General features: G+C 68.6%; 23 protein-coding genes. 17 read left to right on the top strand and 6 right to left on the bottom strand.

Going from position 1 to position 24,777, the window contains the following annotated elements:
- Positions 1-483: 483 nt before the first annotated feature.
- Complete coding sequence (gene pbpG, locus AQ610_RS06815) at positions 484-1,605, top strand: D-alanyl-D-alanine endopeptidase (RefSeq protein ID WP_015602039.1); 1,122 nt, start codon at positions 484-486, stop codon at positions 1,603-1,605.
- A gap of 117 nt (positions 1,606-1,722) precedes the next feature.
- On the opposite strand, the gene AQ610_RS06820 is transcribed toward pbpG, so the two are convergent.
- Positions 1,723-2,535 (bottom strand): IclR family transcriptional regulator, encoded by an 813-nt coding sequence (locus tag AQ610_RS06820; RefSeq protein WP_006025947.1) that lies wholly within the window; start codon positions 2,533-2,535, stop codon positions 1,723-1,725.
- Positions 2,536-2,717: 182 nt separating this feature from the next.
- Here AQ610_RS06820 and AQ610_RS06825 point away from each other — a divergent pair, with 182 nt between their 5' ends.
- The 12 genes from AQ610_RS06825 to iscX all read left to right on the top strand — a co-directional run bounded on the left by AQ610_RS06825 (position 2,718) and on the right by iscX (position 12,028).
- Positions 2,718-3,440 carry a (Fe-S)-binding protein gene (locus tag AQ610_RS06825; protein WP_006025948.1) on the top strand — a complete coding sequence of 241 codons (723 nt, stop codon included), beginning with the start codon at positions 2,718-2,720 and terminating at the stop codon, positions 3,438-3,440.
- Positions 3,441-3,546: 106 nt separating this feature from the next.
- Complete coding sequence (locus tag AQ610_RS06830) at positions 3,547-4,998, top strand: lactate utilization protein B (RefSeq protein WP_006025949.1); 1,452 nt, start codon at positions 3,547-3,549, stop codon at positions 4,996-4,998.
- 206 nt (positions 4,999-5,204) lie between these two features.
- Positions 5,205-5,411, top strand: coding sequence for a hypothetical protein (locus AQ610_RS06835; protein ID WP_009912962.1), 207 nt, complete (start codon positions 5,205-5,207; stop codon positions 5,409-5,411).
- Between the two features lie 91 nt (positions 5,412-5,502).
- The gene (locus tag AQ610_RS06840) at positions 5,503-5,982 is read left to right on the top strand and encodes a low molecular weight protein-tyrosine-phosphatase (protein ID WP_006025951.1); all 480 of its coding nucleotides are present in this window, start codon (positions 5,503-5,505) and stop codon (positions 5,980-5,982) included.
- A gap of 101 nt (positions 5,983-6,083) precedes the next feature.
- Positions 6,084-6,626, top strand: a complete 543-nt coding sequence (gene iscR, locus AQ610_RS06845) for a Fe-S cluster assembly transcriptional regulator IscR (protein WP_009912960.1) — start codon at positions 6,084-6,086, stop codon at positions 6,624-6,626.
- 68 nt (positions 6,627-6,694) lie between these two features.
- Entirely contained in the window at positions 6,695-7,918 is a 1,224-nt protein-coding gene (locus tag AQ610_RS06850) for an IscS subfamily cysteine desulfurase (protein ID WP_006025953.1), read from the top strand.
- Positions 7,919-7,983: 65 nt separating this feature from the next.
- A complete protein-coding gene (gene iscU, locus AQ610_RS06855; RefSeq protein WP_006025954.1) occupies positions 7,984-8,391 on the top strand; it encodes a Fe-S cluster assembly scaffold IscU in 408 nt (135 codons plus the stop codon).
- Between the two features lie 81 nt (positions 8,392-8,472).
- Positions 8,473-8,796, top strand: a complete 324-nt coding sequence (gene iscA / locus AQ610_RS06860) for an iron-sulfur cluster assembly protein IscA (RefSeq protein ID WP_006025955.1) — start codon at positions 8,473-8,475, stop codon at positions 8,794-8,796.
- Positions 8,797-8,911: 115 nt separating this feature from the next.
- Entirely contained in the window at positions 8,912-9,439 is a 528-nt protein-coding gene (hscB, locus tag AQ610_RS06865) for a Fe-S protein assembly co-chaperone HscB (protein ID WP_006025956.1), read from the top strand.
- Between the two features lie 58 nt (positions 9,440-9,497).
- Entirely contained in the window at positions 9,498-11,366 is a 1,869-nt protein-coding gene (gene hscA, locus AQ610_RS06870) for a Fe-S protein assembly chaperone HscA (RefSeq protein WP_006025957.1), read from the top strand.
- Positions 11,367-11,458: 92 nt separating this feature from the next.
- On the top strand, positions 11,459-11,800 hold the full coding sequence (fdx, locus tag AQ610_RS06875) for an ISC system 2Fe-2S type ferredoxin (protein ID WP_006025958.1): 342 nt from the start codon (positions 11,459-11,461) through the stop codon (positions 11,798-11,800).
- Positions 11,801-11,818: 18 nt separating this feature from the next.
- A complete protein-coding gene (iscX, locus tag AQ610_RS06880) occupies positions 11,819-12,028 on the top strand; it encodes a Fe-S cluster assembly protein IscX (RefSeq protein ID WP_006025959.1) in 210 nt (69 codons plus the stop codon).
- Positions 12,029-12,198: 170 nt separating this feature from the next.
- Here iscX and AQ610_RS06885 read toward each other — a convergent pair whose 3' ends face one another.
- The 5 genes from AQ610_RS06885 to AQ610_RS06905 form a co-directional block, all read right to left on the bottom strand.
- Positions 12,199-12,927: a glycine zipper 2TM domain-containing protein gene (locus tag AQ610_RS06885; RefSeq protein WP_006025960.1), complete on the bottom strand. Its 729-nt coding sequence runs from the start codon at positions 12,925-12,927 to the stop codon at positions 12,199-12,201.
- Between the two features lie 332 nt (positions 12,928-13,259).
- Complete coding sequence (lysS, locus tag AQ610_RS06890) at positions 13,260-14,786, bottom strand: lysine--tRNA ligase (protein WP_006025961.1); 1,527 nt, start codon at positions 14,784-14,786, stop codon at positions 13,260-13,262.
- Between the two features lie 95 nt (positions 14,787-14,881).
- Positions 14,882-15,986, bottom strand: a protein-coding gene (prfB, locus tag AQ610_RS06895; protein ID WP_096746695.1) for a peptide chain release factor 2 whose coding sequence is annotated in 2 segments (ribosomal slippage) — positions 14,882-15,904 and positions 15,906-15,986 — 1,104 coding nt in all. Because the reading frame shifts where the segments join, the coding sequence is not laid out codon by codon here.
- 182 nt (positions 15,987-16,168) lie between these two features.
- Complete coding sequence (gene recJ, locus AQ610_RS06900; RefSeq protein WP_006025964.1) at positions 16,169-17,863, bottom strand: single-stranded-DNA-specific exonuclease RecJ; 1,695 nt, start codon at positions 17,861-17,863, stop codon at positions 16,169-16,171.
- Between the two features lie 15 nt (positions 17,864-17,878).
- Complete coding sequence (locus AQ610_RS06905; RefSeq protein ID WP_006025965.1) at positions 17,879-18,955, bottom strand: hypothetical protein; 1,077 nt, start codon at positions 18,953-18,955, stop codon at positions 17,879-17,881.
- Positions 18,956-19,355: 400 nt separating this feature from the next.
- Here AQ610_RS06905 and AQ610_RS06910 point away from each other — a divergent pair, with 400 nt between their 5' ends.
- The 4 genes from AQ610_RS06910 to AQ610_RS06925 are packed head-to-tail and all read left to right on the top strand — an operon-like array spanning position 19,356 to position 24,765.
- Positions 19,356-20,609, top strand: a complete 1,254-nt coding sequence (locus AQ610_RS06910; RefSeq protein WP_006025966.1) for a lipoprotein-releasing ABC transporter permease subunit — start codon at positions 19,356-19,358, stop codon at positions 20,607-20,609.
- Positions 20,610-20,628: 19 nt separating this feature from the next.
- The gene (gene lolD / locus AQ610_RS06915; protein ID WP_006025967.1) at positions 20,629-21,351 is read left to right on the top strand and encodes a lipoprotein-releasing ABC transporter ATP-binding protein LolD; all 723 of its coding nucleotides are present in this window, start codon (positions 20,629-20,631) and stop codon (positions 21,349-21,351) included.
- A 4-nt stretch (positions 21,352-21,355) separates the two neighbouring features.
- A complete protein-coding gene (locus tag AQ610_RS06920) occupies positions 21,356-22,144 on the top strand; it encodes a TatD family hydrolase (RefSeq protein WP_006025968.1) in 789 nt (262 codons plus the stop codon).
- 53 nt (positions 22,145-22,197) lie between these two features.
- A complete protein-coding gene (locus tag AQ610_RS06925; protein WP_006025969.1) occupies positions 22,198-24,765 on the top strand; it encodes a DNA internalization-related competence protein ComEC/Rec2 in 2,568 nt (855 codons plus the stop codon).
- The last annotated feature ends 12 nt before the right edge of the window (positions 24,766-24,777 follow it).

Raw genomic sequence — 24,777 nt, forward strand, 5'->3', positions numbered from 1 at the left:
TCTCGTTGGTATCGGTTTCAGCGCCTGTGCGAAGCCGGTTCGGCCGCGTGTCGCATTGACGCAGGCGCACTATAGCGACGCGGTAAACCGATTGGAGCGACGGAACGTTTAACATTCTGGCTTGTCGAACCGACCGCCGTTTTCGGCTCGGCGGCGGGCGCGAACCCATGCGCGAACGTCCGCTGCGAGCCCGTCGGCGGGCCGTTCGGCCCGCTTCGCTGCCGTATTCGTGGTTTCCCCTGCTTCAGCTTGTCCGTTGCGACGCCGATATTCTGGTCAACCGATGGGTGATTCGTGTGTCGCGCGCGTCGGGCGTCTCGTTTTCTTCATCGTATTTTTCGATGGGAAAGGCGGGGCCGATTGGCCTGGTATGACCGATTCTTACATTCCGGTTTAACGAAGATCGGTAAGTGCCTAATATTGCTTATTTTTTCAGCTTTTACTACACTTGCGGAAACTTCCCGCCGTTTTGTTCGGACCCCAATGAAAGCCCAATTGTTTGCACCGCTCAGGATGATGCAGAGCGTGGCGCTCGGCACCGCTGTCTCGGTCGCCGTCTCGCTGATGGTGGCGACGGCCGCCGTCGCGCCCGCGGACGCGTTTGCCGCCACCGCCAAGACCGCGCAGAGCGCGAAAGGCAAGAAGAGCGCGGCGAAGAAGTCGCTGCGCGCCGCGTCGTCGAGTGCCGGGCCGCGCGCGAAAGGCGCGCGCAAGCGCGTGACCTACGTGTCGAACGGCCGGCATCGCAGCGGCGTGCGCCGCGTCGCGTTCGAGCCGCGCCCGCCGTCGGTGGGCCAGGCGTTCGGCCTGCACGAGACGCCCGATTCGCTCGCGCTGCGCTCGAGCGTCGCGTACGTCGTCGACCAGAACACGTCCGAGCCGCTCTTCGACAAGAATTCGCATGCGGTCGTGCCGATCGCGTCGATCACGAAGCTGATGACCGCGATGGTCGTCCTCGACTCGAAGGCGCCGCTCACCGACCAGATCGACGTGACCGACGAAGACCGCGATTACGAGAAGGGCACGGGTTCGCGCCTGTCGGTTGGCTCGGTGCTGTCGCGCGAGGACATGCTGCACATCGCGCTGATGGCGTCGGAGAACCGCGCGGCGGCCGCGCTGTCGCGCTACTACACGGGCGGCCGCCCGGCGTTCATCGCGGCGATGAACGCGAAGGCGAAGTCGCTCGGCATGAGCGACACGCACTTCGAGAATTCGACGGGCCTGTCGAGCCAGAACGTGTCGAGCGCGCGCGATCTCGTGAAGATGGTGAACGCGGCGTACCAGTACCCGCTCATCCGCAAGTTCTCGACCGATCGCAGCTACGAGGTCAACACCGGCAAGCGGATGCTCGCGTACAACAGCACGAACGCGCTCGTGCGCAATCCGTCGTGGGACATCGGCCTGCAGAAGACGGGCTTCATCAACGAAGCGGGCGAGTGCCTCGTGATGCAGACGACGATTCACAGCCGTCCGATCGTGATGGTGCTGCTCGATTCGTTTGGCAAGTATTCGCGTTTCGCCGATGCGTCGCGCGTGCGCAACTGGCTCGACAACGGCGGCGGCGAGCGTCTGACGGCGGCGAACACGTCGACGGGCGGAACCTGATCGCGCGGCCGTCCGATTGTGGCGTTGCTCAGCAAAAAGCCCCGCATTCGCGGGGCTTTTTCGTGTGCGTGGCCCGCGGGCGACCGGCCGACGAAAGCGCGCAAGCGTAGTACGCGCCTACGCCTGCTTTTGCGCCGGCGCGTCCACGTCCTTCGCGGTTTCCGGCCGATAGCCGAGCGATTCGGAGATCGTGAGCGCCGTGCGGCTCAACTGGCCGAGCCATGCGTCCTGCAGCCGGTCGGCGGGCGCGGACAGCGACAGCCCCGCGACCAGCTTGCCGGAATCGTCGTAGATGCCGGCCGCGATGCAGCGCACGCCAAGCTCCAGTTCCTCGTTGTCGCGCGCGCACGCTTGCTGGCGCACGAGCGTCAATTCGCGCTCGAGCTTCGGCAGCTCGGTGATACTGTTCTGCGTATGGCCGGCGAGGCCCGTGCGCGTCGCGTATGCGCGCACCCGCGACGTCTCGTCGGCCGCGAGGAACAGCTTGCCGACCGACGTCAGGTGCAGCGGCGCGCGGCCGCCGATCGCGCGGACGACCTGCATCCCCGAGCGCTCCGAGTACGCGCGTTCGATGTAGACGATCTCGTCGCCCTGGCGCACCGACAGGTTCACGGTCTGCCCCGTCATCCGGTGCAGCTCGCGCATCGGCATCAGCGCGGCGTCGCGCACTGACAGGCGGGCCTTCACGAGGTTGCCGAGTTCGAGCAGGCGCATGCCGAGCCGGTACGTGCCGGGATCGGACCGGTCGACGAGACGGCAGGTCACCATGTCGTTCAGGATACGGTGCGCGGTGGAGGGATGCAGTTCGGTGCGCTGCGCGAGTTCCTTCAGGCTGACCGGATCGCTGTGCGCGGCGAGCGCATCGAGGAGCCGCATCATCCGTTCGATCACCTGGATCGACGTTTTGGAATCCGGGTTCGGGTTGCTCATCGTGGGAAATCGATTGCCGCATCAAATACCAATGCGTCGATTGTATCTCGTATCGTGAAAAAAGCGAACGGTGTTCGAGGAAGTCCTCGCTTGGCGCCGGACGCGGCGTTTCTTTGCGCGGGGGCGTTGGTCGCGCCGCGCGAACGGCGGATAATGAGCGGCGTTTTCTCGAAGGGGCGCCTATGCGAGTCGGATTGTTCGTCACATGCCTCGTCGACCTGATGCGGCCCGAGATCGGCTTTTCGGCACTCAAGCTGCTGAAGCAGGCGGGCTGCGACGTCGTCGTGCCGCCCACGCAGACCTGCTGCGGCCAGCCCGCGTACAACTCGGGCGAGCGCGCGCTCGCGCGCGATCTCGCCGAAAAGACGCTCGGCGAATTCGAAGCGCTCGACTATGTCGTCGTGCCGTCGGGCTCGTGCGGCGGGATGATCCGGGTCCATTACGGCGACCTCTTTCGCGACGATCCCGAGCTGATGGCGCGCTACGGGCGTCTGCGCGCGAAGGTCTACGAACTGACCGACTTCTTCGTCAACGTCGCGCAGGTGGCGCTCAAGCCGGGCGAGTTCAAGGGGCCCGTCACGTACCACGATTCGTGCTCCGGCCTGCGCGAGCTCGGCGTGAAGGCGCAGCCGCGCGCGCTGCTCGCGCAGCGTGGCGTCGCCGTCGACGAAATGAAGGACTGCGAGCACTGTTGCGGCTTTGGCGGCACGTTCGCGGTGAAGTACGGCGACATCTCGACCGCGATCGTCGACGAGAAGTGCGCGAACGTGCGCGCGACGGGCGCGGGCGCGGTCGTGCTCGGCGATCTCGGCTGCATGCTGAACATCGAAGGGCGGCTGCGCCGCACGGGCGACCGCGACACGCGCGTGCTGCACGTCGCGCAGGTGCTCGCGGGCGACGTCTGAGCGTCTCGCCCCGGACGGATCGGCCGCGCCACGCGCGCCGCGCCGCCGTTCGCCGCCGATCACCGATACGAACCCGCGACGAGATCCACGAACTTCACGAGCCGCCATGCAGGTCCAATCGATGCACTTCAAGGCGCGCGCCGGCGAAAAGCTCGCCGATGCGCGCCTGCAGGAAAACCTCGGAAGGCTGTCGACGAAATTCGTGTCGGGCCGCGCCGAGGCGATCACGCAGATCGATTTCGTCGCGACGCGCGCGGAGCTGAAGGCGCGCCGCAACCGTGCGCTGGAACGGCTCGACGTGTGGCTCGAGATGTTCGAGCGCGAGGCGACGCGACGCGGTACGACCGTGCTGTACGCGGAGACGACAGGCGACGCGGCGACGCTCATCGCCGACATCGCGCGCCGGCACGGCGTGAAGAAGGTCGTCAAGACGAAATCGATGGTGACCGAGGAAGCGAATCTCAACGCGGTGCTCGGCCGGCTCGGCGTGCAGTCGATCGAGACGGACCTCGGCGAATACATCCTGCAGATCAACGACAACGAGCCGCCGAGCCACATCATCGCGCCCGTGCTGCACCGGGACAAGGAGGAGGTTGCCACGCTGTTCGCGAAGACGCACGGGCGGCCGCGCCTCACCGAGATTGCCGAGATGACCCGCGAGGCGCGCGAGGTTCTGCGCCCGCATTTCCTGTCGGCGGACATGGGCGTGACGGGCGGCAACTTCGTGATCGCCGAGACGGGCTCCGTCGTGCTCGTGACGAACGAGGGCAACGAAGGGATGTGCACGGTGCTGCCGCGTGTGCACGTCGCGGTGACGGGGATCGAGAAGGTGCTGCCGACGCTCGAGGATCTCGCGACCGCGATGCGCCTGTTGCCGCGCTCGGCGACCGGGCAGAAGACGTCGAACTATTTCTCGCTGCTGACCGGCGCGCGCGGCGACGGCGACGAGGACGGGCCCGAGCACGCGTACGTCGTGCTCGTCGACGGCGGCCGCAGCGGGCTCATCGGCGGCGAATTCCAGGAGATGCTGCGCTGCATCCGCTGCGGTGCGTGCATGAACCATTGCCCGGTCTACCAGAAGGTCGGCGGGCACGCGTACGGCTGGGTGTATCCGGGGCCGATGGGCTCGGTGCTGACGCCGAGCTACGTCGGGCTCGGCAACGCGCTCGATTTGCCGCAGGCGGCGACGCTCTGCGGCGAGTGCGACAGCGTCTGCCCGGTCGGCATCCCGATTTCGGGCTTGCTGCGCAAGCTGCGCGAGAAGCAGGTCGAGCGGCGCCTGCGGCCGTGGCGCGAGCGCGCGGCGCTCGCCGCGTGGGGCTTCTTCGCGCGGCGGCCGGCGCTGTACGCGCTCGCGACGAAGCTCGCGGTTCGCGTGCTCGAGCGGGCGGGCGGCGCGCCGGGTGGCGTGGCGGGCGCGTTCGGACGCTTGCCGTTCGCGCGCGCCTGGACTCGAGGCTGGACCGATACGCGCGACATCCCGGCGCCCGCCGGCCGGACGTTCCGCGAGCTGTACGCAGCGTCGCGCACGCATCTCGATCCGTCCTCGACGCGCTGATCCGACGGCGGGCAAGCGCGTCGCGAAGCCCCGCTCGAGCGGGCGGGGCACAAGTCGCGCCGCGACTGTTCATCGAGCGACAACACTGCGTTCGCTATTCGTGGATTTATCTCGATAGGTGCGGTCTATAGAATCTCGACATCAGCATGGGAGGAATGCCCTGTGCACCAGCCGAGAGAGGTCGCATCATGAGAAAGACAATATCGATGTACTGGCCGCTTGCGATCGTCGTGCCGCTCGCCGCCGCCTACCTGTATCTGTCCGAAGCCACGCCGCGGAGCGCGCCCGCGATCGCACGCGACACGTCGGCAGAGCTCGCGCGCGCCGTGTCATACGGGCTCGTCGACGACGCGTCGCAGCCGCTGCCCGCCGCGCCGAACGTTGCGCCGCTCGCCGGCCCGAAGGCGCTGTGAGGCGGGATCTGGCGCAAGCGAGAATCGGCGCGCCTTTGTATAATGGTATGTTACTCATCCGAGCGGTTCTCCGCGACTGTCTGGCTGCACGATGAAAAGCGTCGCGATCTGCTTTGTCTGCCTCGGCAACATCTGCCGCTCGCCCACCGCGGAAGGGGTGATGCGCCATCAGGTGGCGGCAGCGGGGCTCGACGCGGCGATCCAGATCGATTCGGCCGGCACGGGCGACTGGCACGTCGGCGAGGCGCCCGACGCACGCGCGCAGCAGGCGGCGCGCGCGCGGGGCTACGATCTGTCGGCGCTGCGGGCGCGGCAGATCGGCGATGCCGATTTCGAGCGCTTCGATCTCGTGCTCGCGATGGATTGCGCCAATCTCGCGGAGTTGCGCAAGCGCTGCCCGCCGCAATATCGGGGCAAGATCCGGCTCCTGATGGCTTACGCGGGCGACGGATCGGCGGGCGAAATCACCGATCCTTATTTCGGCGGCGCGCGTGGCTTCGAGCGGGTGCTCGATCAGTGCGAGGACGCGTGCCGCGGCCTCCTCGAAAGCCTGCGTGAAACGGCGCGCTGAAGCGCCGCATACAACCCCTTTTAGCGGCATGGATACTTGACTAAATTGGTCAAATATTTATACTTGACCAAAATCGTCAAGATTGCTGCCCATTCAATACCATGAGACTCACCACCAAAGGCCGTTTCGCCGTCACGGCGATGATCGACTTGGCGCTACGCCAGGAGCAAGGCCCGGTGACGCTTGCAGGCATCAGCCAGCGCCAGCGGATTTCGCTCTCCTACCTCGAGCAATTGTTCGGCAAGCTGCGCCGGCATGAAATCGTCGAATCGGTCCGCGGGCCGGGCGGCGGCTACAACCTCGCGCGCCGTGCGCAGGACGTGACGGTCGCCGACATCATCATCGCGGTCGACGAGCCGCTCGATGCGACCCAATGCGGCGGCAAGGGCACGTGCGAGGGCTCGAAGCAGCACGACGGCCATTGCATGACGCACGAGCTCTGGTCGACGCTGAACCAGAAGATGGTCGAATACCTCGATTCGGTGTCGCTGCAGGATCTCGTCGATCAGCAGCGCGCCCGCGAAGGCACGCCCCCCGCCGTGCTGCGCGACAAGCGCAAGCCGGAGCCCGTCGCGGCGAGCGTCGAGCCGGTCCGCTCGATTCCGCTCGGTCCGAATTCGGTCTTCAACATCGCGAGCTCATGAGCGCCGCGCACTGAACGCGGCCCGCACAACGAATAGTCCCCGCACTGAACGCATACCCGGAGCGATAGATGAACAACGAGATCCCCCACCTGCCCATCTACATGGACTACAGCGCGACGACGCCCGTCGATCCGCGCGTCGTCGACAAGATGGTGCCGTATCTGCGCGAGCAGTTCGGCAACCCGGCGTCCCGCAGCCACGCATACGGCTGGGATGCGGAGCGCGCGGTCGAAGAGGCGCGCGAGCAGGTGGCGGCGCTCGTGAACGCCGATCCGCGCGAGATCATCTGGACGTCCGGCGCGACCGAATCCGACAACCTCGCGATCAAGGGCGCCGCGCACTTCTATCAGGGCAAGGGCAAGCACATCGTCACCGTGAAGACCGAGCACAAGGCGGTGCTCGACACCTGCCGCGAGCTCGAGCGCGAAGGCTTCGAAGTGACCTATCTCGACGTGAAGGACGACGGTCTCGTCGATCTCGACGTGCTCAAGGCCGCGCTGCGCCCGGACACGATCCTCGTGTCGGTGATGCACGTGAACAACGAGATCGGCGTGATCCAGGACATCGGGACGATCGGCGAGATCTGCCGCGAGAAGGGCATCATTTTCCACGTCGACGCCGCGCAGGCGACGGGCAAGGTCGAGATCGACCTCGCGAAGCTGAAGGTCGACCTGATGTCGTTCTCCGCGCACAAGACCTACGGCCCGAAGGGCATCGGTGCGCTGTACGTGCGCCGCAAGCCGCGCGTGCGCATCGAGGCGCAGATGCACGGCGGCGGCCACGAGCGCGGAATGCGCTCGGGCACGCTGCCGACGCACCAGATCGTCGGCATGGGCGAGGCGTTCCGGATCGCGCGCGAAGAAATGGCGACCGAGAACGAGCGTATCCGGATGCTGCGCGACAAGCTGCTGCGCGGCCTGTCGGAAATTGACGAAACCTACGTGAACGGCGATCTCGAGCAACGGATTCCGCACAACCTGAACATCAGCTTCAATTTCGTCGAAGGCGAATCGCTGATCATGGCGATCAAGGACGTCGCGGTGTCGTCGGGCTCCGCGTGCACGTCGGCGTCGCTCGAGCCGTCCTACGTGCTGCGCGCGCTCGGCCGCAACGACGAGCTCGCGCACAGCTCGATCCGCTTCACGGTCGGCCGCTTCACGACGGAGCAGGAAGTCGACTACGTGATCGACCTGCTGAAGAGCAAGATCGCGAAGCTGCGCGACCTGTCGCCGCTTTGGGAGATGCATCAGGAAGGCATCGATCTGTCGACGATCGAATGGGCGGCGCACTGAGCGCAGCGACTTTTTCGCGGGCGACGGCGCGCCGCGCAGACGAAACGAAGCAAGGAGCATGAGTCATGTCTTACAGCAACAAGGTTCTGGATCACTACGAAAATCCGCGTAACGTCGGCTCGTTCGCGAAGGACGACGAAGCGGTGGGCACCGGCATGGTCGGCGCGCCCGCTTGCGGCGACGTGATGAAGCTGCAGATCCGCGTCGGCGAGAACGGCGTGATCGAAGACGCGAAGTTCAAGACCTACGGTTGCGGGTCGGCGATCGCGTCGAGTTCGCTCGTCACCGAGTGGGTGAAGGGCAAGACGCTCGACGAGGCGCTCGCGATCAAGAACACGCAGATCGCCGAGGAACTCGCGCTGCCGCCCGTGAAGATCCACTGCTCGATCCTCGCGGAAGACGCGATCAAGGCGGCCGTGGCCGACTACAAGAAGCGCCACGAAATGGCCGAAGACGGCAAGGCCGCCGCGTAAGCGGCCGCGGGTTCGACGGACGGCGGATTGGGGTTTGGACGCATGACGCACGAAGCCGGCTTCGTGCGAAGAAGGACATTTATGGCTATCACACTGACCGAAAAGGCTGCGCAACATGTGCAGAAGTATCTGACGCGGCGCGGCAAGGGGCTGGGCCTGCGGCTCGGCGTGCGCACGACCGGCTGCTCGGGCCTTGCGTACAAGCTCGAGTACGTCGACGAGCTCGCCCCCGAGGATCAGATGTTCGAAAGCCACGGCGTGAAGGTCTTCGTCGATCCGAAAAGTCTTGCGTACATCGACGGCACGGAGCTCGACTTCGCGCGCGAAGGGTTGAACGAGGGGTTCAGGTTCAACAACCCAAACGTGAAGGACGAGTGCGGCTGCGGCGAATCGTTCCGCGTGTGACGGCGCTCCGCGCGAGGCGGGCAAGAGGCGGCGCGGGCCGCCTTTTTAATGGGCGGCACTTCGGTCGACGTCGTGCCGCAGTCGACAACGAGTTGAGCGCGAGAGCGACTACGCGATGGTTTCGCTGAAGGACAGCCACTTCGATCTCTTTCATTTGCCGGCGCAATTCGCGCTCGACGAGCCCACGCTCGACGCCGCGTACCGCGCCGTGCAATCGCAGGTGCACCCGGATCGCTTCGCCGCGGCGGGCGACGCGCAAAAGCGCATCGCGATGCAATGGGCGACGCGCGCGAACGAGGCGTACCAGACGCTGCGCGATCCGCTCAAGCGGGCGACGTACCTGCTGCATCTGCGCGGCGTCGACGTCGGCGCGGAGGACAACACGGCGATGGAGCCGGCGTTCCTGATGCAGCAGATGGAGTGGCGCGAGCGCATCGAGGATGCGGCGGCCGCGAAGAACGTCGGCGAGCTCGACGCGCTCCTCGCCGAATTGCGCGACGATCGGCGCGCGCGCCTCGCGAAGCTGGGCGCGCTGCTCGACAGCGGCTCGGACCAGGGCGCGGCCGAGGCCGTGCGGCAACTGATGTTCGTCGAGCGCGTGTCGGCCGAGATCGGCGCTCAGATCGAGCGCCTCGAACACTAACCGCGCGCGTGACGCACGCGATGCAAGCGGGGCTTCGGCCCTTATCGAACACACAGAGATGGCTTTACTGCAAATTTCCGAACCCGGCATGGCGCCTGCGCCGCATCAGCGGCGCCTCGCCGTCGGCATCGACCTCGGCACGACGAATTCGCTCGTCGCAGCGGTGCGCAACAGCATTCCGGAAGCGCTGCCCGACGACGCGGGCCGCGTGCTGCTGCCGTCCGTCGTCCGCTATCTGGAGAAGGGTGGCCGCCGGATCGGTCATGCCGCGAAGGAAGAGGCGGCGATCGACCCGCGCAACACGATCGTGTCGGTCAAGCGCTTCATGGGGCGCGGCAAGGCGGAAGTCGAGGGCGCGGCGAACGCGCCGTACGAATTCGTCGACGCGCCCGGCATGGTGCAGATCCGCACGGTCGACGGCGTGAAGAGCCCGGTCGAGGTATCGGCGGAAATTCTCGCGACGCTGCGGCAACGCGCCGAGGATTCGCTCGGCGACGACCTAGTCGGCGCAGTGATCACGGTGCCCGCGTATTTCGACGATGCGCAGCGCCAGGCGACGAAGGACGCCGCGCGGCTCGCGGGCCTGAACGTGCTGCGCCTGTTGAACGAGCCGACCGCGGCCGCGATCGCGTATGGGCTCGACAACGGCGCTGAGGGCCTCTACGCGGTCTACGACCTCGGCGGCGGCACGTTCGATCTGTCGATCCTGAAGCTCACGAAGGGCGTGTTCGAGGTGCTGGCGGCGGGCGGCGATTCCGCGCTCGGCGGCGACGATTTCGATCACCTGCTGTTCGCGCACGTGCTCGCGCAGGCCGGCCTCGACGCGGCCGCGCTCGCGCCCGAGGACGTGCGCCTGCTGCTCGATCGCGTGCGCGGCGCGAAGGAGGCGCTGTCGGCCGCGCAGCAGGCGCGCCTCGACGTGAAGCTGTCGACGGGCGAAAAGCTCGCGCAGACGATCACGCGCGACGCGTTCGCCGCGCTCGTCGAGCCGCTCGTGCAGCGCACGCTTGCGCCCACCCGCAAGGCGCTGCGCGACGCGCAGGTGAGCGCGGCCGACATCAAGGGCGTCGTGCTCGTCGGCGGCGCGACGCGCATGCCGGTGATCCGGGACGCGGTCGCGAAGCATTTCGGCCAGCCGCCGCTCGTCAATCTCGATCCGGACCAGGTCGTGGCGCTCGGCGCGGCGATCCAGGCGGATCTGCTCGCGGGCAACCGCAGCGGCGGCGACGACTGGCTGCTGCTCGACGTGATTCCGCTGTCGCTCGGCGTCGAGACGATGGGCGGCCTTGTCGAGAAGATCATTCCGCGCAACTCGACGATTCCCGTCGCGCGCGCGCAGGAATTCACGACGTTCAAGGACGGCCAGACCGCAATGGCGATCCACGTCGTGCAGGGCGAGCGCGAGCTCGTCGCCGATTGCCGGTCGCTCGCGCGCTTCGAGCTGCGCGGCATTCCGCCGATGGCGGCGGGCGCCGCGCGGATTCGCGTGACCTATCAGGTCGACGCGGACGGTCTGCTGTCGGTGTTCGCGCGCGAGCAGCACTCGGGCGTCGAGGCGTCGGTCGTCGTGAAGCCGTCGTACGGCCTCGGCGACGACGACATTGCGCGCATGCTCGAAGACAGCTTCAAGACGGCCGAAGTCGACATGCGCGCGCGCGCGCTGCGCGAGGCGCAGGTCGAGGCGCAGCGCCTCGTCGAGGCGACGGAGGCGGCGCTCGCCGCCGACGGGGATCTGCTCGACGTGAGCGAGCGTGCGATGGTCGACGGACTCGTCGCGTCGCTGCGCGCGGCCGCGCCGGGCGACGATGCGAATGTGATCGACGCGGCGACGAAGGCGCTCGCCGAGGGTACCGACGAATTCGCCGCGCGCCGGATGGACAAGAGCATCAAGCGGGCGCTCGCCGGCCGCAAGCTCGACGAGATCTGAATGCGAACCGCGCCGTGCGGCCGACCGGCCGCCAGCGCGGCGATGGACGGCGCGGCAGCGGGCCGCGCACTGGTTGAACGAACGGAACGAACATGCCTCAACTCGTAGTACTGCCGCACGTCGAATTGTGCCCGGACGGCGCGGTGATCGACGCCGTGCCCGGCAAGAGCATCTGCGACAACCTGCTCGACAACGGTGTGGAGATCGAGCATGCGTGCGAGAAGTCGTGCGCGTGCACGACGTGCCACGTGATCATTCGCGAAGGCTTCAACGAGCTCGAGCCGTCCGAGGAGGACGAGGACGATCTGCTCGACAAGGCGTGGGGCCTCGAGCCGACGTCGCGCCTGTCGTGCCAGGCGATCGTGAAGGAGGGCGTGGATCTGGTCGTCGAGATTCCGAAGTACTCGATCAACCACGCGAAGGAAAATCACTGACGACGAGGAGGTTCGACGATGAAATGGACCGATTCCCGCGAGATCGCGCTCGCGCTCGCGGACAAGCATCCGGATGTCGACCCGAAGCGGATCAATTTCGTCGATTTGCGGCAGTGGGTGCTGGAACTGGATGGCTTCGACGACGATCCGGGCCATTCGGGCGAGAAGATTCTCGAGGCGATCCAGGCGCACTGGCTCGACGAATCGGACTTCGACGACGAGGATTGACGCGGCGCATCCGGCCGCGCCGGCGCGGCAATGTCGCGGCGGGGTGACGATGCGGCGACGCGAAGCCTCCTGCAAGCGTTCGAAGGAAATTCAGGGAAAAACGGCTCGTGAAGCAATCACGAGCCGTTTTTTTGTGTCCGGCAGGCGGCGGGGCACGGAGGCCGCTCGCGTCACGCGCCGACGAGCGTGCCGTTCTCGATGCGCACGCGCTGGCCTTGGCCGAACGGCGGCGGGTTGTGGTACGTGAACGTGCGCGTCGAGCCGTCCTGCATCTGCACCTGAACCTGATAGTCGGTTTCGCTGCGGACCTGCTTCTCGACCGCGTTGCCGGCGAGACCGCCGCCCAGCGCGCCCAGGATCGTCATCGCGGTGCGGCCGTTGCCGCGGCCGAACTGGTTGCCGACGAGGCCGCCCGCGGCCGCGCCGCCGATCGCGCCGATCCCGGAGCTCGTGCCCGCCGTGCGCACCGGCACGATCGCGGCGACGGTGCCGCAGCTCGCGCAGTACTGCGATTGCTGCTGTTGTTGCGGATACGGCTGCTGCGCATATTGCGGCGGCTGCGGCGCCGAGGACGTCTTGTGATGATGGCGCGTCGTCTGATGCGAGGCCGGCTTCGGCGCGGCCTGCGCGACCGCCTGCTGCTGCTGGGCCGCCTGTTGCTGCGCGGTTTGCGCGGCGAGCGCGGCGCTTGCCGCGGCGGCCGTGTCGACGGCCGGCTGCGACGCGATCAGCGCGGCCTGCGTCTGCGGGTTCTGCGCGTCGACGCTGCTCGCCTTCGGGAACACGCCCGTGATGGCCGCCGTCGCGGCGAGGCTCGCGATGATGACGGCGCCCGCGGCCGTCGCGACGAGCGGATGGAGGCGCTGCCGTTGTTGCGTGGTGGTATTCTGGTTGTCCATTTTCGACTCTCCTGGCGCACACGGTGGTGCGTTATTTTCTGGAGCTAGTGTCGATCAAACGCCCTCGGCGCGCCGTTTCAAGTTGTAACGATTCGCTGCGCTAACTTGCGTGTCAAACACGGTCAAATGCCTGCTCGCGCAAGCGGCGCAAAGGCTGCGTGAAGAAGGGGACGGAAGAGAGAGGCGGCGCGGCGGCCGGGATTTACGGGCGGTTACAAAGCAGGCGAGGCTTGCCGCCGTTCGCCGCCCCGCCCGCCGTCGCCCGCGAAAGCAGGCTGAAGCAGGCGAAAGGCGGACGAAAGCAGAAAGAAAGGCGGACGCTTCGCGCGAACTCAGTCCTCGCGGCGCAGGTGCGGGAACAGCAGCACGTCGCGGATCGTCGGGCTGTCGGTCAGCAGCATCACGAGACGGTCGATGCCGATCCCGCAGCCGCCTGTCGGCGGCATCCCGTATTCGAGCGCGCGGATGTAATCGGCGTCGAAGAACATCGCTTCCTCGTCACCCGCGTCCTTCTGCTCGACCTGCTTCTTGAAGCGCGCGGCCTGGTCTTCGGGATCGTTCAGCTCCGAGAAGCCGTTCGCGATTTCGCGGCCGGTGATGAAGAGCTCGAAACGCTCGGTGATGCCCGTCACCGTGTCCGATTCGCGCGCGAGCGGCGACACTTCGATCGGGTAGTCGATGATGAAGGTCGGCTCCCACAGTTGCGCTTCCGCGGTTTCCTCGAAGAGCGCGAGCTGCAGCGCGCCGATGCCGGCGTTCAGGAACGCCGGCTGCGTGACGTCGACGCCGAGGCGCTTCAGTTCGCTGCGCAGGAACGCGTCGTCCGACAACTGGCCGTCCGTGTAGTTCGGCGCGTACTTCCGGATCGCCTGCGTGATCGTCAGGCGATGGAACGGCTTCGCCAGATCGAGCTCGCGGCCCTGGTACTGGATCGTCGCGGTGCCGAGCGCGTCGACGGCCGCCTGGCGGATCAGGCGCTCGGTGAAATCCATCAGCCAGCGGTAGTCGGTGTACGCGGCGTAGAACTCCATCATCGTGAATTCCGGATTGTGGCGCGGCGACACGCCTTCATTGCGGAAATTCCGGTTGATCTCGAACACGCGCTCGAAGCCGCCGACGATGAGGCGCTTCAGGTAAAGCTCGGGCGCGATGCGCAGGAACATTTGCATGTCGAGCGCGTTGTGATGCGTGACGAACGGCTTCGCGGCCGCGCCGCCCGGGATCGGGTGCAGCATCGGCGTTTCGACTTCCATGAACTCGGCGTCGCTCATGAACTTGCGGATCGACGCAATCGCCTTCGTGCGCGCGCGGAACGTCGCGCGCGTCTCGGGCGTGACGATCAGGTCGACGTAGCGCTGGCGATAGCGCGTTTCCTGGTCGGCGAGGCCGTGGAACTTGTCGGGCAGCGGGCGCAGCGCCTTCGTGAGCAGCCGCAGCTCCGTGCACTTCACCGACAGCTCGCCCTTGTTCGTGCGGAACAGCACGCCGCGCGCGGCGACGATGTCACCCAGGTCCCACTTCTTGAACGCGTCGTAGGTCTCGGCGCCGACGTCGGCGGGCGTCACGAAGAACTGGATCTGACCCGAGCCGTCCTGCACCGTCGCGAAGCTCGCCTTGCCCATCACGCGCTTGAGCATCATCCGGCCGGCGATCGCGACTTCGAGCGGCTTCGCCTCGAGCGCTTCCTTGTCGGCATCCGCGTATTCGGTCTGCAGATCGGCCGCGCGGTGCGTCGGCTGGAAGTCGTTCGGATAGGCGATGCCTTGGTCGCGCAGCGCGCGCAGCTTGTCGCGGCGTTCCGCGACGATCTGGTTTTCGTCCGCTGCGACAGCGGCCTGCGGTTGGGTCGGTTCGGTCATGATGGTCGGGTTCGATGGTGATGCGGCAGCGGGGCGCGGTGCGGCGCGCAACCGGCGCGCGGGCCGGCTTCGCGCCGCGCCCGCGCGAGGGGCGCTTACACGCCCTGTTTGAGGCTCGCGCTGATGAAGTCGTCGAGGTCGCCGTCGAGGACGGCTTTCGTGTTGCTCATTTCGACGTTCGTGCGCAGATCCTTCACGCGGCTCTGGTCGAGCACGTACGAGCGGATCTGGTGGCCCCAGCCCACGTCGGTCTTGCTCGATTCGAGCTTGTCCTGCTCGGCCTGGCGCTTGCGCAGCTCGGCTTCGAAGAGGCGCGACTTCAGCATCGCCATCGCTTCCGCGCGGTTGCGGTGCTGCGAGCGGTCGTTCTGGCACTGGACGACGATGCCCGTCGGCATGTGCGTGATCCGCACGGCCGAGTCGGTCTTGTTGATGTGCTGACCGCCCGCGCCCGACGCGCGGTAGGTGTCGATGCGCAGGTCGGCCGGGTTGACCTCGACTTCGATCGAGTCGTCGATCTCCGGGTACACGAACACCGACGAGAACGACGTGTGGCGGCCGCCCGACGAATCGAACGGCGACTTGCGCACGAGGCGGTGGATGCCCGTTTCGGTGCGCAGGTAGCCGTACGCGTATTCGCCCGAGACCTTGATCGTCGCGTTCTTGATGCCGGCGACGTCGCCGTCGGACTCTTCGAGCACCTCGGCCTTGAAGCCCTTGCGCTCGCAGTAGCGCAGGTACTGGCGCAGCAGCATCGACGCCCAGTCGCACGCCTCGGTGCCGCCCGCGCCCGCCTGGATGTCGATGAAGCAGTTGTTCGGATCGGCCGGGTTCGAGAACATCCGGCGGAATTCGATGTCGGCGACGCGCGCCTCGAGCTTCGCCGCGTCGGATTCCGTCGCGACGAGCGTGTCCTCGTCGCCTTCCTCGTGCGCGAGATCGAACAGATCCTGCGCGTCGCGCAGGTCGTTATCGAGCTCGGTCAGCGTCGTGACGACGCTCTCGAGCGACTTCTTCTCGCGGCCGAGCGCCTGGGCGTTCTTCGAGTCGTTCCAGACGTTCGGATCTTCGAGTTGCTTGTTGACTTCGACTAGACGTTCGGACTTGACGTCGTAGTCAAAGATACCCCCGTAGCTCGCCTGCGCGCCGGCGCAGGTCCGCGAGGGAGCTTTCGATCGCGTTCAGACGTTCCGCTTCCATGATCTTGTTCGCTTTTGATGCTTCGTGAAAAGGGGAAATTATAGCCGATCGGGGGAGGCGGCCGGTACGGCGCCGGGCGGGCGGCCGCGCGCGGCGCGGGGGCGGGACGCGCGGATTCGGGGCGTCAGGAATCCGCGACGGATCGGCGCGCGGCATCGAAGGGCATCGAGCGGCCGCTCGCGTTACGCCGCGTGCTCGACGATCAACTGCACGCGCGTCATCCCGTTCCACGTGTCGCTCGCAAGCCGGAACGCGACCGTCGCGCGCGCGGGCAGCGGCTCCGCATGGTTGAACCAGATCGCGTTGAAGCGCTGGCGGCCGCGCATCAATTGCAGCTTCAGGTGCTTGTCCTTGACGAGCGCCTGCGACGCGACGTCGAATTCGCCGGAGAAGAGCGGCGCCGGGAAGCCCTGGCCCCAGACGGCGGCATCGAGCAGCTCGACGACCTGCGGCGTGAAGTACGCGTCCTCGAGATCGCCGTCCGTCTCGATCACGCGCGCGAGCGCGTCGTCGGTCAGCCATTCGCGCGCGACCGCCTCGAACGCGGCGGCGAAGCGCGGCACGTTTCCGGTGTCGAGCGTGACGCCTGCCGCCATCGCGTGGCCGCCGAACGTGACGATCAGATCGGGCTCGCGCTTCGAGATCAGGTCGATCGCGTCGCGCAGATGGAAGCCGGGGATCGAGCGGCCGGAGCCCTTCACGCGCGCGCCGCCGTCGTCCGCGTGCGCGAACGTGAACGCCGGCCGGTGGAAGCGCTCCTTCAGCCGCCCCGCGACGATCCCGATCACGCCCTGGTGCCATTCGGGATTGAAGAGCGTGATCGTCGCCGCTTCGGCGGGATCGACCGATGCGAGATCGGCGAGCGCCTGCTGCTGCATGCCGGCCTCGATCTCGCGCCGCTCGCGGTTCATCGCGTCGAGCTGCTGCGCGAGCTCCCACGCGCGGCCGATGTCGTCGGTCGTCAGGCATTCGATGCCGAGCGACATGTCCGACAGGCGGCCCGCCGCGTTCAGGCGCGGGCCGAGGCCGAAGCCGAGATCGAAGCCCGATGCGCTGCGCGCGTCGCGCGCGGCCGCTCGAAAGAGCGCCGCGACGCCGGGCTGCATCCGTCCGTTGCGGATCCGCTGCAGGCCCTGCGCGACGAGCACGCGATTGTTGCCGTCGAGGCGCACGACGTCGGCCACCGTGCCGAGCGCGACGAGGTCGAGGAGGCCGTCGAGCCGAGGCTCGGGGCGGCGCTCGCCGAACGCGCCGCGCGCGCGCAGCTCGGCGCGCAGCGCGAGCAGCACGTAGAACATCACGCCGACGCCCGCGATGTGCTTGCTCGGGAATGCGCAGCCGGGCTGGTTCGGATTGACGATCGCGCGCGCGGCGGGCAGCGTGTCGCCGGGCAGGTGGTGATCGGTGACGAGCACGTCGATGCCGCGCGCGTTCGCGGCCGCGACGCCGTCGACGCTCGCGATTCCGTTGTCGACGGTGATCAGCAGATCGGGCTTTCTCGTGGCCGCGAGCTCGACGATCTCGGGCGTGAGCCCGTAGCCGTATTCGAAGCGGTTCGGCACGAGGTAGTCGATCTTCGCGCCGAACATCCGCAGGCCGCGCACGGCGACCGCGCAGGCGGTCGCGCCGTCGCAGTCGTAATCGGCGACGACGAGCATCTTGCGGCCGGCTTCGAGCGCATCGGCGAGGAGCGCGGCGGCATCCGCGCAGCCCTTCAACTGCGCGGGGGGCGCGAGGCGCGACAGCGCGGTCTCGACGTCGGCGGGCGACGCGATTCCGCGCGCCGCGTACAGGCGGGCGAGCACGGGGTGCAGCCCGTGGCGGGCGAGCGCGTCGAGCGCGGCGGGGACGGCTAGGCGGGTGACGATGCGGGTCATGCGAAACGGTTGTCGTTATTCGAACAGGGAGGCGAGCGCGCGGCGGCGCCAGAACTTGCGCAGGTCGCCGCGCGTCGCGGCGAGCGTCGCGGCGCTCGTGTCGCCGCACAGCGTGAGCGCGAGCTCGCCGATGCGGCCTCGCGCGAGCGCGTCGAGAGCGGGCGCGAACCAGTCGCGCTCGAGCGCGGCGAGCGCGTCGTGCCAGCGCGCCCAGTCCTGCTCGATGAACGGCGTCGTCAGCGCGTCGAGCTCGACGAGCGTCGCGCCGTCCGGCTGCGACGCGGCGCCGGCTGTGAGCGCGTCGAGCGCGGCGGGCGGCTCGCCTGCGGCCGCGCCCGCGGCGAGGGCGAGCCCGCGGGCGGCCGGCGAGCGCGACAGCACGCGCGCGAACGGACGTGTCACGGGCTTCATCGCGCCTTGCGCATGGAACCAGATCGAATTGACGGCCGGGTAGCCGCGCGCCTCGCGCGCCTCGTTGACGGGATGCCGGAACCAGGCCATCTGCACTTCGTTCTGCAGCTTCATCCACGCGCGTGAGCGTTCGCCCGTCTGCGTCTCGTGCGGCAGCCAGATCTCGATGTTGCGGCCGCTCGCGCGCAGCGGCGCGGCGCCCGCGAGGCCGGCGAGCTGCGGGCTCGACAGATACCAGCGCGACGCGCGCGGCGCCTGCACCTTCACGCCGAGCTCCTCGATCAGCGGACGCGCGCTGTCGAGGAGTGCGGCGGCTTCGTCGTCGCCGATCTCGAGCGATACGGGATCGATCAGCACGAGATGGTCGGTCGCGATCCGCACGTGCACGGGCTCGACGCACGCCCACGTGTCGCCGCCGGGCGCGCCGCCGTCGGCCATGAGCATGTACGGCGCGAGCGGCGCGTCGTCGGCGTCGTCGGCAATCGCGCCGAACCGGCGCGCGAGCCAGCGCTCGTGCGGCAGCGTGCGCTGGAAGTCTTCGCCGACCGTGTGCTCGACGAGCCGCGCGCGGGCGACGAGCTTCGCGAGCGCGGGGCTGTCGAGCGTATGGAGGGAAGACGCGGCGTCGGCGGCCGACGGCAGCGCGAAGGGCACGAGGAAATGAAGACGTTGGGCACGCATGATGGTGCGCATTGTAGGCCAAACGGCAAGGCCGGTCGCCGATGGCGCGTTGCGAGCCGGATGCGCGACGCGAGGGGGCGGGTGGGTAAAATTGTCGACCGGCGCCGTGCGCGTCGTGAGCGTGGACATCGTGCGTGCCGCTCGCCGGCGAGCCCGTGGCGCAGCCCATCCGCCGGCCGGCCGACGATGCATCGATCGTGCCCGGGCGCGGGGGCGACCGATCGCGGATCGCCGCTGCATGCGCTGTTGCGTGTGCAGCCCGAACGCGTTTCGCCGATCCGGAACGTTTTCAGGGTCGATTAAGCATTGTGTGGCACACTGCGCGCGTAATCGGGTCCGCCCGGTTCCTGCGCGCGGATTCGCGCGGCGCGCGGCGTCTCAACCAGCAGAAAGGATACGCTTGAAACTTCCGTACGAATGGCAGATCGGCTGGCGCTACACGCGCGCCGGCAAACGCACGACCGGCAACGGCTTCATTTCCTTCATCGCGCTCGTGTCGATGCTCGGGATCGCGCTCGGCGTCGCGGCGCTCATCGTCGTGCTGTCGGTGATGAACGGCTTCCAGAAAGAGGTGCGCGACCGGATGCTGTCGGTGCTCGCGCACGTCGAGATCTTCTCGCCGACGGGCTCGATGCCCGACTGGCAACTGACCGCGAAGGAAGCGCGCCTGAACAAGGCGGTCATCGGCGCGGCGCCGTACGTCGACGCGCAGGCGCTCCTCACGCGCCAGGACGCGGTGAGCGGCGTGATGCTGCGCGGCGTCGAGCCGTCGCTCGAGCCGCAGGTGTCCGACATCGGCAAGGACATGAAGGCGGGCGCGCTCACGGCGCTCGCGCCCGGCCAGTTCGGGATCGTGCTCGGCAACGCGCTCGCGGGCAATCTCGGCGTGGGCGTCGGCGACAAGGTCACGCTCGTCGCGCCGGAGGGCACGATCACGCCGGCCGGGATGATGCCGCGCCTGAAGCAGTTCACGGTGGTCGGCATCTTCGAGTCCGGCCATTACGAATACGACAGCTCGCTTGCGATGATCGACCTCCAGGACGCGCAGGCGCTCTTCAGGCTGCCCGCGCCGACGGGCGTGCGGCTGCGCCTCGCGGACATGCAGCGGGCGCCGCAGGTCGCGCGCGAGCTCGCGCACACGCTGTCGGGCGACCTGTACATCCGCGACTGGACGCAGCAGAACAAGACGTGGTTCTCCGCGGTGCAGATCGAGAAGCGGATGATGTTCATCATCCTGACGCTCATCATCGCGGTCGCGGCGTTCAATCTCGTGTCGTCGCTCGTGATGACGGTGACGAACAAGCAGGCGGACATCGCGATCCTGCGCACGCTCGGCGCGCAGCCGGGCTCGATCATGAAGATCTTCGTCGTGCAGGGCGTGACGATCGGCTTCGTCGGCACCGCGACGGGCGTCGCGCTTGGCTGCCTGATCGCGTGGAGCATTCCGTGGCTCGTCCCGATGATCGAGCATGCGTTCGGCGTGCAGTTCCTGCCGCCGTCGGTGTACTTCATCAGCGAGCTGCCGTCCGAGCTCGTCGCGGGCGACGTGATCAAGATCGGCGTGATCGCTTTCGCGCTGTCCGCGCTCGCGACGCTCTATCCGAGCTGGCGCGGCGCGAAGGTGCGCCCCGCGGAGGCGCTGCGCTATGAATGACCGGGTTTTCGAACAGACGATGAATCAGAACCATCAGGGCGGCGCCGAGCGCGAATGCGTGCTCGAGGCGCACGGAATCACGAAGACGTTCGTGCAGGGCGGCTTCAACGTGCAGGTGCTCGACAACGCGCAGGTATCGGTGCGGCGCGGCGAGAAGCTCGCGATCGTCGGCGCGTCGGGCTCGGGCAAGAGCACGCTGCTGCACGTGCTGGGCGGGCTCGACGAGCCGAGCGCGGGGCAGGTGTCGCTGCTCGGCAAGCCGTTCACGCAGCTTGCCGAGCGCGAGCGCAACGATCTGCGCAACCGCGCGCTCGGCTTCGTCTATCAGTTTCACCATCTGCTGCCGGAGTTCACCGCGCTCGACAACGTGGCGATGCCGCTCAGGATCCGCCGGATGTCGACCGAGGAGGCGCGTCACCATGCGCGCGAGATGCTCGAGCAGGTGGGGCTCGGCGCGCGCGCGAAGCACCGGCCGGGCGAGCTGTCGGGCGGCGAGCGGCAGCGCGTCGCGATCGCGCGCGCGCTCGTCACGAAGCCCGCGTGCGTGCTCGCCGACGAGCCGACGGGCAACCTCGACGGCTCGACCGCCGATCACGTGTTCCATCTGATGCTCGAGCTGTCGAGAACGCTCGACACGAGCTTCGTGATCGTCACGCACGATCCGGATCTCGCCGCGCGCTGCGACCGCATCCTGCGGCTGCGCGACGGCGTGCTGCACGAGGAGCCGGCCGTGCCGGTGTGACGCGATGTGGATCGACACGCATTGCCATCTCGATGCGCCGGAGTTCGACGCCGACCGCGAGGTCGTCGCCGCCGCGGCGCAGGCGGCGGGCGTGTCGCGCATCGTGATTCCGAGCGTCGGGCGGATGAATTTCCCGACGGTGCGCGAGCTCGCACATGCGACGCGGGGCGCGGTCTACGCGCTCGGCATTCATCCGATGTACACGCCGAATGCGCGCGACGAGGATCTCGACCGGCTGCGGATGGAAATCGAAGCGAGCATCGGCGATCCGCGCTTCGTCGGCATCGGCGAGATCGGTCTCGACTACTTCGTGCCGGGGCTCGACGAGAGCCGGCAGCACTTCTTTTACGACGCGCAGTTGCGGCTCGCGCGCGACTTCGATCTGCCCGTCGTGTGCCACGTGCGCAAGTCGCAGGATCGCGTGCTGGCCGGGCTGCGGCGCGCGGGCGTGCGGCGCGGCATCGCGCATGCGTTCAACGGCAGTTTCCAGCAGGCCGACGCGTATCTCGCGCAAGGGCTCAAGCTTGGTTTCGGCGGCAACGTGACGTTCGGCCGTGCGCGGCAGATCAGGCGGCTCGCCGGGCAACTGCCGCTCGACGCGCTCGTCGTCGAGACCGACGCGCCCGACATTCCTCCCGAATGGCGCTACAGGCAGCGCAACACGCCCGACCAGGTGCCGCGCATCGGCGCCGTGATCGCCGAGCTGCGCGGCATCGGCGTCGACGCGCTTTCCCTATCCACTTCGGCTAACGCGCTCGCCGCGCTGCCGCGACTCGCGCTTTCGTCCGCATAATCGATTCGTGACGGACAGGCGTCGCTCGGGCGGCGCGAAAAGACGGAGGCTCGATGCGGGCGAGGTGCGGCGCGTTCGCGCTCGGCGTCGTCGCGCTGCAGCAGCAGGCGGCGTTGCCGGGCGCGGCGGCATGGGCGGGCGGTGTGCTCGCGTTCGGCTTGTGCGTGTGGCTCGCGCTCGCGTGGCGCGGCGGCGCGCGTGCGCGCATGCGACTGGCCGGGTTCTGCGCATGCTGCTGCGCGGCGGCGCTCGCGGGCTTCGGCTACGCGGCGGCGCGCGCTCAGTGGCGGCTCGCCGATGCGCTGCCCGCGCCGTGGGAAGGGCGCGACATCGTCGTGACGGGCGCCGTGCGCGGACTGCCGTCGCGCGATGCGAACGGCACGCGTTTCCTGTTCGACGTCGACGAAAACGATGCAGGCATCGCGCGGTTTCCGGCGACGCTATCGCTTGCGTGGTACGCGTTCGGCCGCGCGGCCGCGTCGCCGCCCGAGTTCGTGCCGGGCGACCGATGGCGGCTGCGCGTGCGTCTGAAGCGCCCGCACGGCGAGGCGAATTTCGGCGTGCGCGACGCGGAGGCGGCGTGGCTCGCGCGCGGCATCCGGGCGCTCGGCTACGTGTCGGCGCCGCACGATGCGCGGCGGCTCGCGGGGCGCGTGCCCGGCATCGCGGCCGTGATCGACCGGTTGCGCGCGCGCCTGCGCGGGCGCATCGCCGATGCGCTCGGCGATGCCGCGCATCGCGGGATCGTCGTCGCGCTCGCGATCGGCGCGCAGGACGACATCGCCGACGACGACCGGCGCATCCTGCGCGATACCGGCACGAGCCATCTCGTCGCGATTTCCGGGCTGCACGTCGGGATGGTCGGCGGCCTGTGCGCGTGGCTCGCGGGCGGGTTCTGGCGCCGCTCGGGCTATGTCGGGCGCAACTGGCCGCTCGTCGTGTCCGCGCAGAAAGTCGCGACGCTCGGCGCGATCGCCGGCGGCGCCGGCTATGCGGCGCTCGCGGGCTTCAACGTGCCCGCGCAGCGCGCGTGGTGGATGCTCGCCGCCGTGGGCGTCGCGCATCTCAGCGGGCGGTCGCTCGCGCCTTCGTCGGTGCTGGCGGCGGCGCTCGGCTGCGTGCTGCTCGTCGATCCGTGGGCGGTGACGTCGGCGGGGTTCTGGCTGTCGTTCTGCGCGGTCGCGGCGATCCTGTTCGTGTCGTCGGAGCGAAGCGCTGCACGCGACGCATGCGACGCCCGCGACATCGTCGGTGCGCACGACCTGCGCCGCCTGATCGAAGGCGCAGGGGGCGAACGCATGTCGCCGTCGTCGCATCGCGAGCGGTGGCGTGCCGCGCGCGGGCGGGCGTGGATCGCGGCGTGGACGGGAGCGAGGCGGGCGGCAGGGCGGCTCGTTCAGCGCTTGCGCGATGCCGCGCGGGCGCAGTTCGCGGTGACGATCGCGCTCGCGCCGCTTACCGTGCTGTGGTTCGCGCAGATCCCGCTCGCCGGCCCGCTCGCGAACGCGTTCGCGATTCCGTGGGTCGGCTCGCTCGTCACGCCGATCGTGCTCGCGGGCGTCGTGCTGCCCGCGCCGCTCGACGCTTCGGCATACGCGCTCGCGCATGCGCTCGTCGCAACGCTGATGCGGCTCCTCGATGCGGTTGCCGGCGCGGGGCGCACGGTCTGGATGCTGCCGACGCCGGGCGGCTTCGCGCTCGCCACGGCAGCGGTGGGCGTCGTGTGGGCGCTGACGCCGCGCGGCTGGCCGCTGCGCGGTGCGGCGCCGCTCGCGTGGCTGCCGCTTGTCGTGCCGGCGCCGCTCGCCCCGCCCGACGGCGCGTTCCGGCTGACGGCGCTCGACGTCGGCCAGGGTTCCGCTGTGCTGATCGAGACCGCGCGGCATACGCTGTTGTTCGACGCGGGCCCGGGGCCTGAGGCGTCGAACGCGGGCGAACGGATCGTCGTGCCGTTTTTGCGCGCACGGGGCGTGCGCCTGCTCGACGCGCTCGTCGTGAGCCATGCGGATTCGGATCACGCGGGCGGCGCGCCCGCCGTCCTCGAATCGGTCGCGGTCGCGCAGGTGACGGGCGGGCTGCCGCCGCCGAACCGCCTGTGGCGCGTCGCGCGCGCGGCCGGCGTGGCCGACGCGCTGCCGTGCGCGGCGGGGCAGCGCTGGCGTTGGGACGGCGTCGAGTTCGCGACGCTCTGGCCCGCCGGCGGCCCGCGCGCGGGCGGCGCGACGAACGCGCAGTCGTGCGTGCTGCGCGTGTCGGCGGGCGAGCGTGCGGCGCTCCTGACGGGCGACGTCGACGCGCGCTCCGAGCGCGCGCTCGTTGCCGGATCGGGCGGCGCGCTCGCCGCGCAGGTGCTCGTCGTTCCGCACCACGGCAGCCGCACGTCGTCGACCGAGCCCTTCCTCGATTCGGTCGAACCGCGCATTGCCATATTTCAGGTAGGCTACGCCAACAGGTTTCACCATCCGCATCCGACCGTCTGGGCGCGCTATGCGGGACGCGGCATCGAGTTGCCGCGCACCGACCGCGACGGCGCGGTGCGCATCGACATGATGCCGAGCGGCGCGCTTCCCGCGCCGGTACGATACCGGGACGCGCACCGGCGCTACTGGATGGACCGTTGACGCGGTGCGGCG

The organism is Burkholderia humptydooensis (genome assembly GCF_001513745.1).
Taxonomy (GTDB): Bacteria; Pseudomonadota; Gammaproteobacteria; order Burkholderiales; family Burkholderiaceae; genus Burkholderia; species Burkholderia humptydooensis.

Bases quoted from the DNA above. Each gene is read 5' to 3' on its own strand.
- pbpG (WP_015602039.1), top strand. From the start codon at position 484: ATGAAAGCCCAATTGTTTGCACCGCTCAGGATGATGCAGAGCGTGGCG.
- AQ610_RS06820 (WP_006025947.1), bottom strand. From the start codon at position 2,535: ATGAGCAACCCGAACCCGGATTCCAAAACGTCGATCCAGGTGATCGAA.
- AQ610_RS06825 (WP_006025948.1), top strand. From the start codon at position 2,718: ATGCGAGTCGGATTGTTCGTCACATGCCTCGTCGACCTGATGCGGCCC.
- AQ610_RS06830 (WP_006025949.1), top strand. From the start codon at position 3,547: ATGCAGGTCCAATCGATGCACTTCAAGGCGCGCGCCGGCGAAAAGCTC.
- AQ610_RS06835 (WP_009912962.1), top strand. From the start codon at position 5,205: ATGTACTGGCCGCTTGCGATCGTCGTGCCGCTCGCCGCCGCCTACCTG.
- AQ610_RS06840 (WP_006025951.1), top strand. From the start codon at position 5,503: ATGAAAAGCGTCGCGATCTGCTTTGTCTGCCTCGGCAACATCTGCCGC.
- iscR (WP_009912960.1), top strand. From the start codon at position 6,084: ATGAGACTCACCACCAAAGGCCGTTTCGCCGTCACGGCGATGATCGAC.
- AQ610_RS06850 (WP_006025953.1), top strand. From the start codon at position 6,695: ATGAACAACGAGATCCCCCACCTGCCCATCTACATGGACTACAGCGCG.
- iscU (WP_006025954.1), top strand. From the start codon at position 7,984: ATGTCTTACAGCAACAAGGTTCTGGATCACTACGAAAATCCGCGTAAC.
- iscA (WP_006025955.1), top strand. From the start codon at position 8,473: ATGGCTATCACACTGACCGAAAAGGCTGCGCAACATGTGCAGAAGTAT.
- hscB (WP_006025956.1), top strand. From the start codon at position 8,912: ATGGTTTCGCTGAAGGACAGCCACTTCGATCTCTTTCATTTGCCGGCG.
- hscA (WP_006025957.1), top strand. From the start codon at position 9,498: ATGGCTTTACTGCAAATTTCCGAACCCGGCATGGCGCCTGCGCCGCAT.
- fdx (WP_006025958.1), top strand. From the start codon at position 11,459: ATGCCTCAACTCGTAGTACTGCCGCACGTCGAATTGTGCCCGGACGGC.
- iscX (WP_006025959.1), top strand. From the start codon at position 11,819: ATGAAATGGACCGATTCCCGCGAGATCGCGCTCGCGCTCGCGGACAAG.
- AQ610_RS06885 (WP_006025960.1), bottom strand. From the start codon at position 12,927: ATGGACAACCAGAATACCACCACGCAACAACGGCAGCGCCTCCATCCG.
- lysS (WP_006025961.1), bottom strand. From the start codon at position 14,786: ATGACCGAACCGACCCAACCGCAGGCCGCTGTCGCAGCGGACGAAAAC.
- recJ (WP_006025964.1), bottom strand. From the start codon at position 17,863: ATGACCCGCATCGTCACCCGCCTAGCCGTCCCCGCCGCGCTCGACGCG.
- AQ610_RS06905 (WP_006025965.1), bottom strand. From the start codon at position 18,955: ATGCGTGCCCAACGTCTTCATTTCCTCGTGCCCTTCGCGCTGCCGTCG.
- lolD (WP_006025967.1), top strand. From the start codon at position 20,629: ATGAATCAGAACCATCAGGGCGGCGCCGAGCGCGAATGCGTGCTCGAG.
- AQ610_RS06920 (WP_006025968.1), top strand. From the start codon at position 21,356: ATGTGGATCGACACGCATTGCCATCTCGATGCGCCGGAGTTCGACGCC.
- AQ610_RS06925 (WP_006025969.1), top strand. From the start codon at position 22,198: ATGCGGGCGAGGTGCGGCGCGTTCGCGCTCGGCGTCGTCGCGCTGCAG.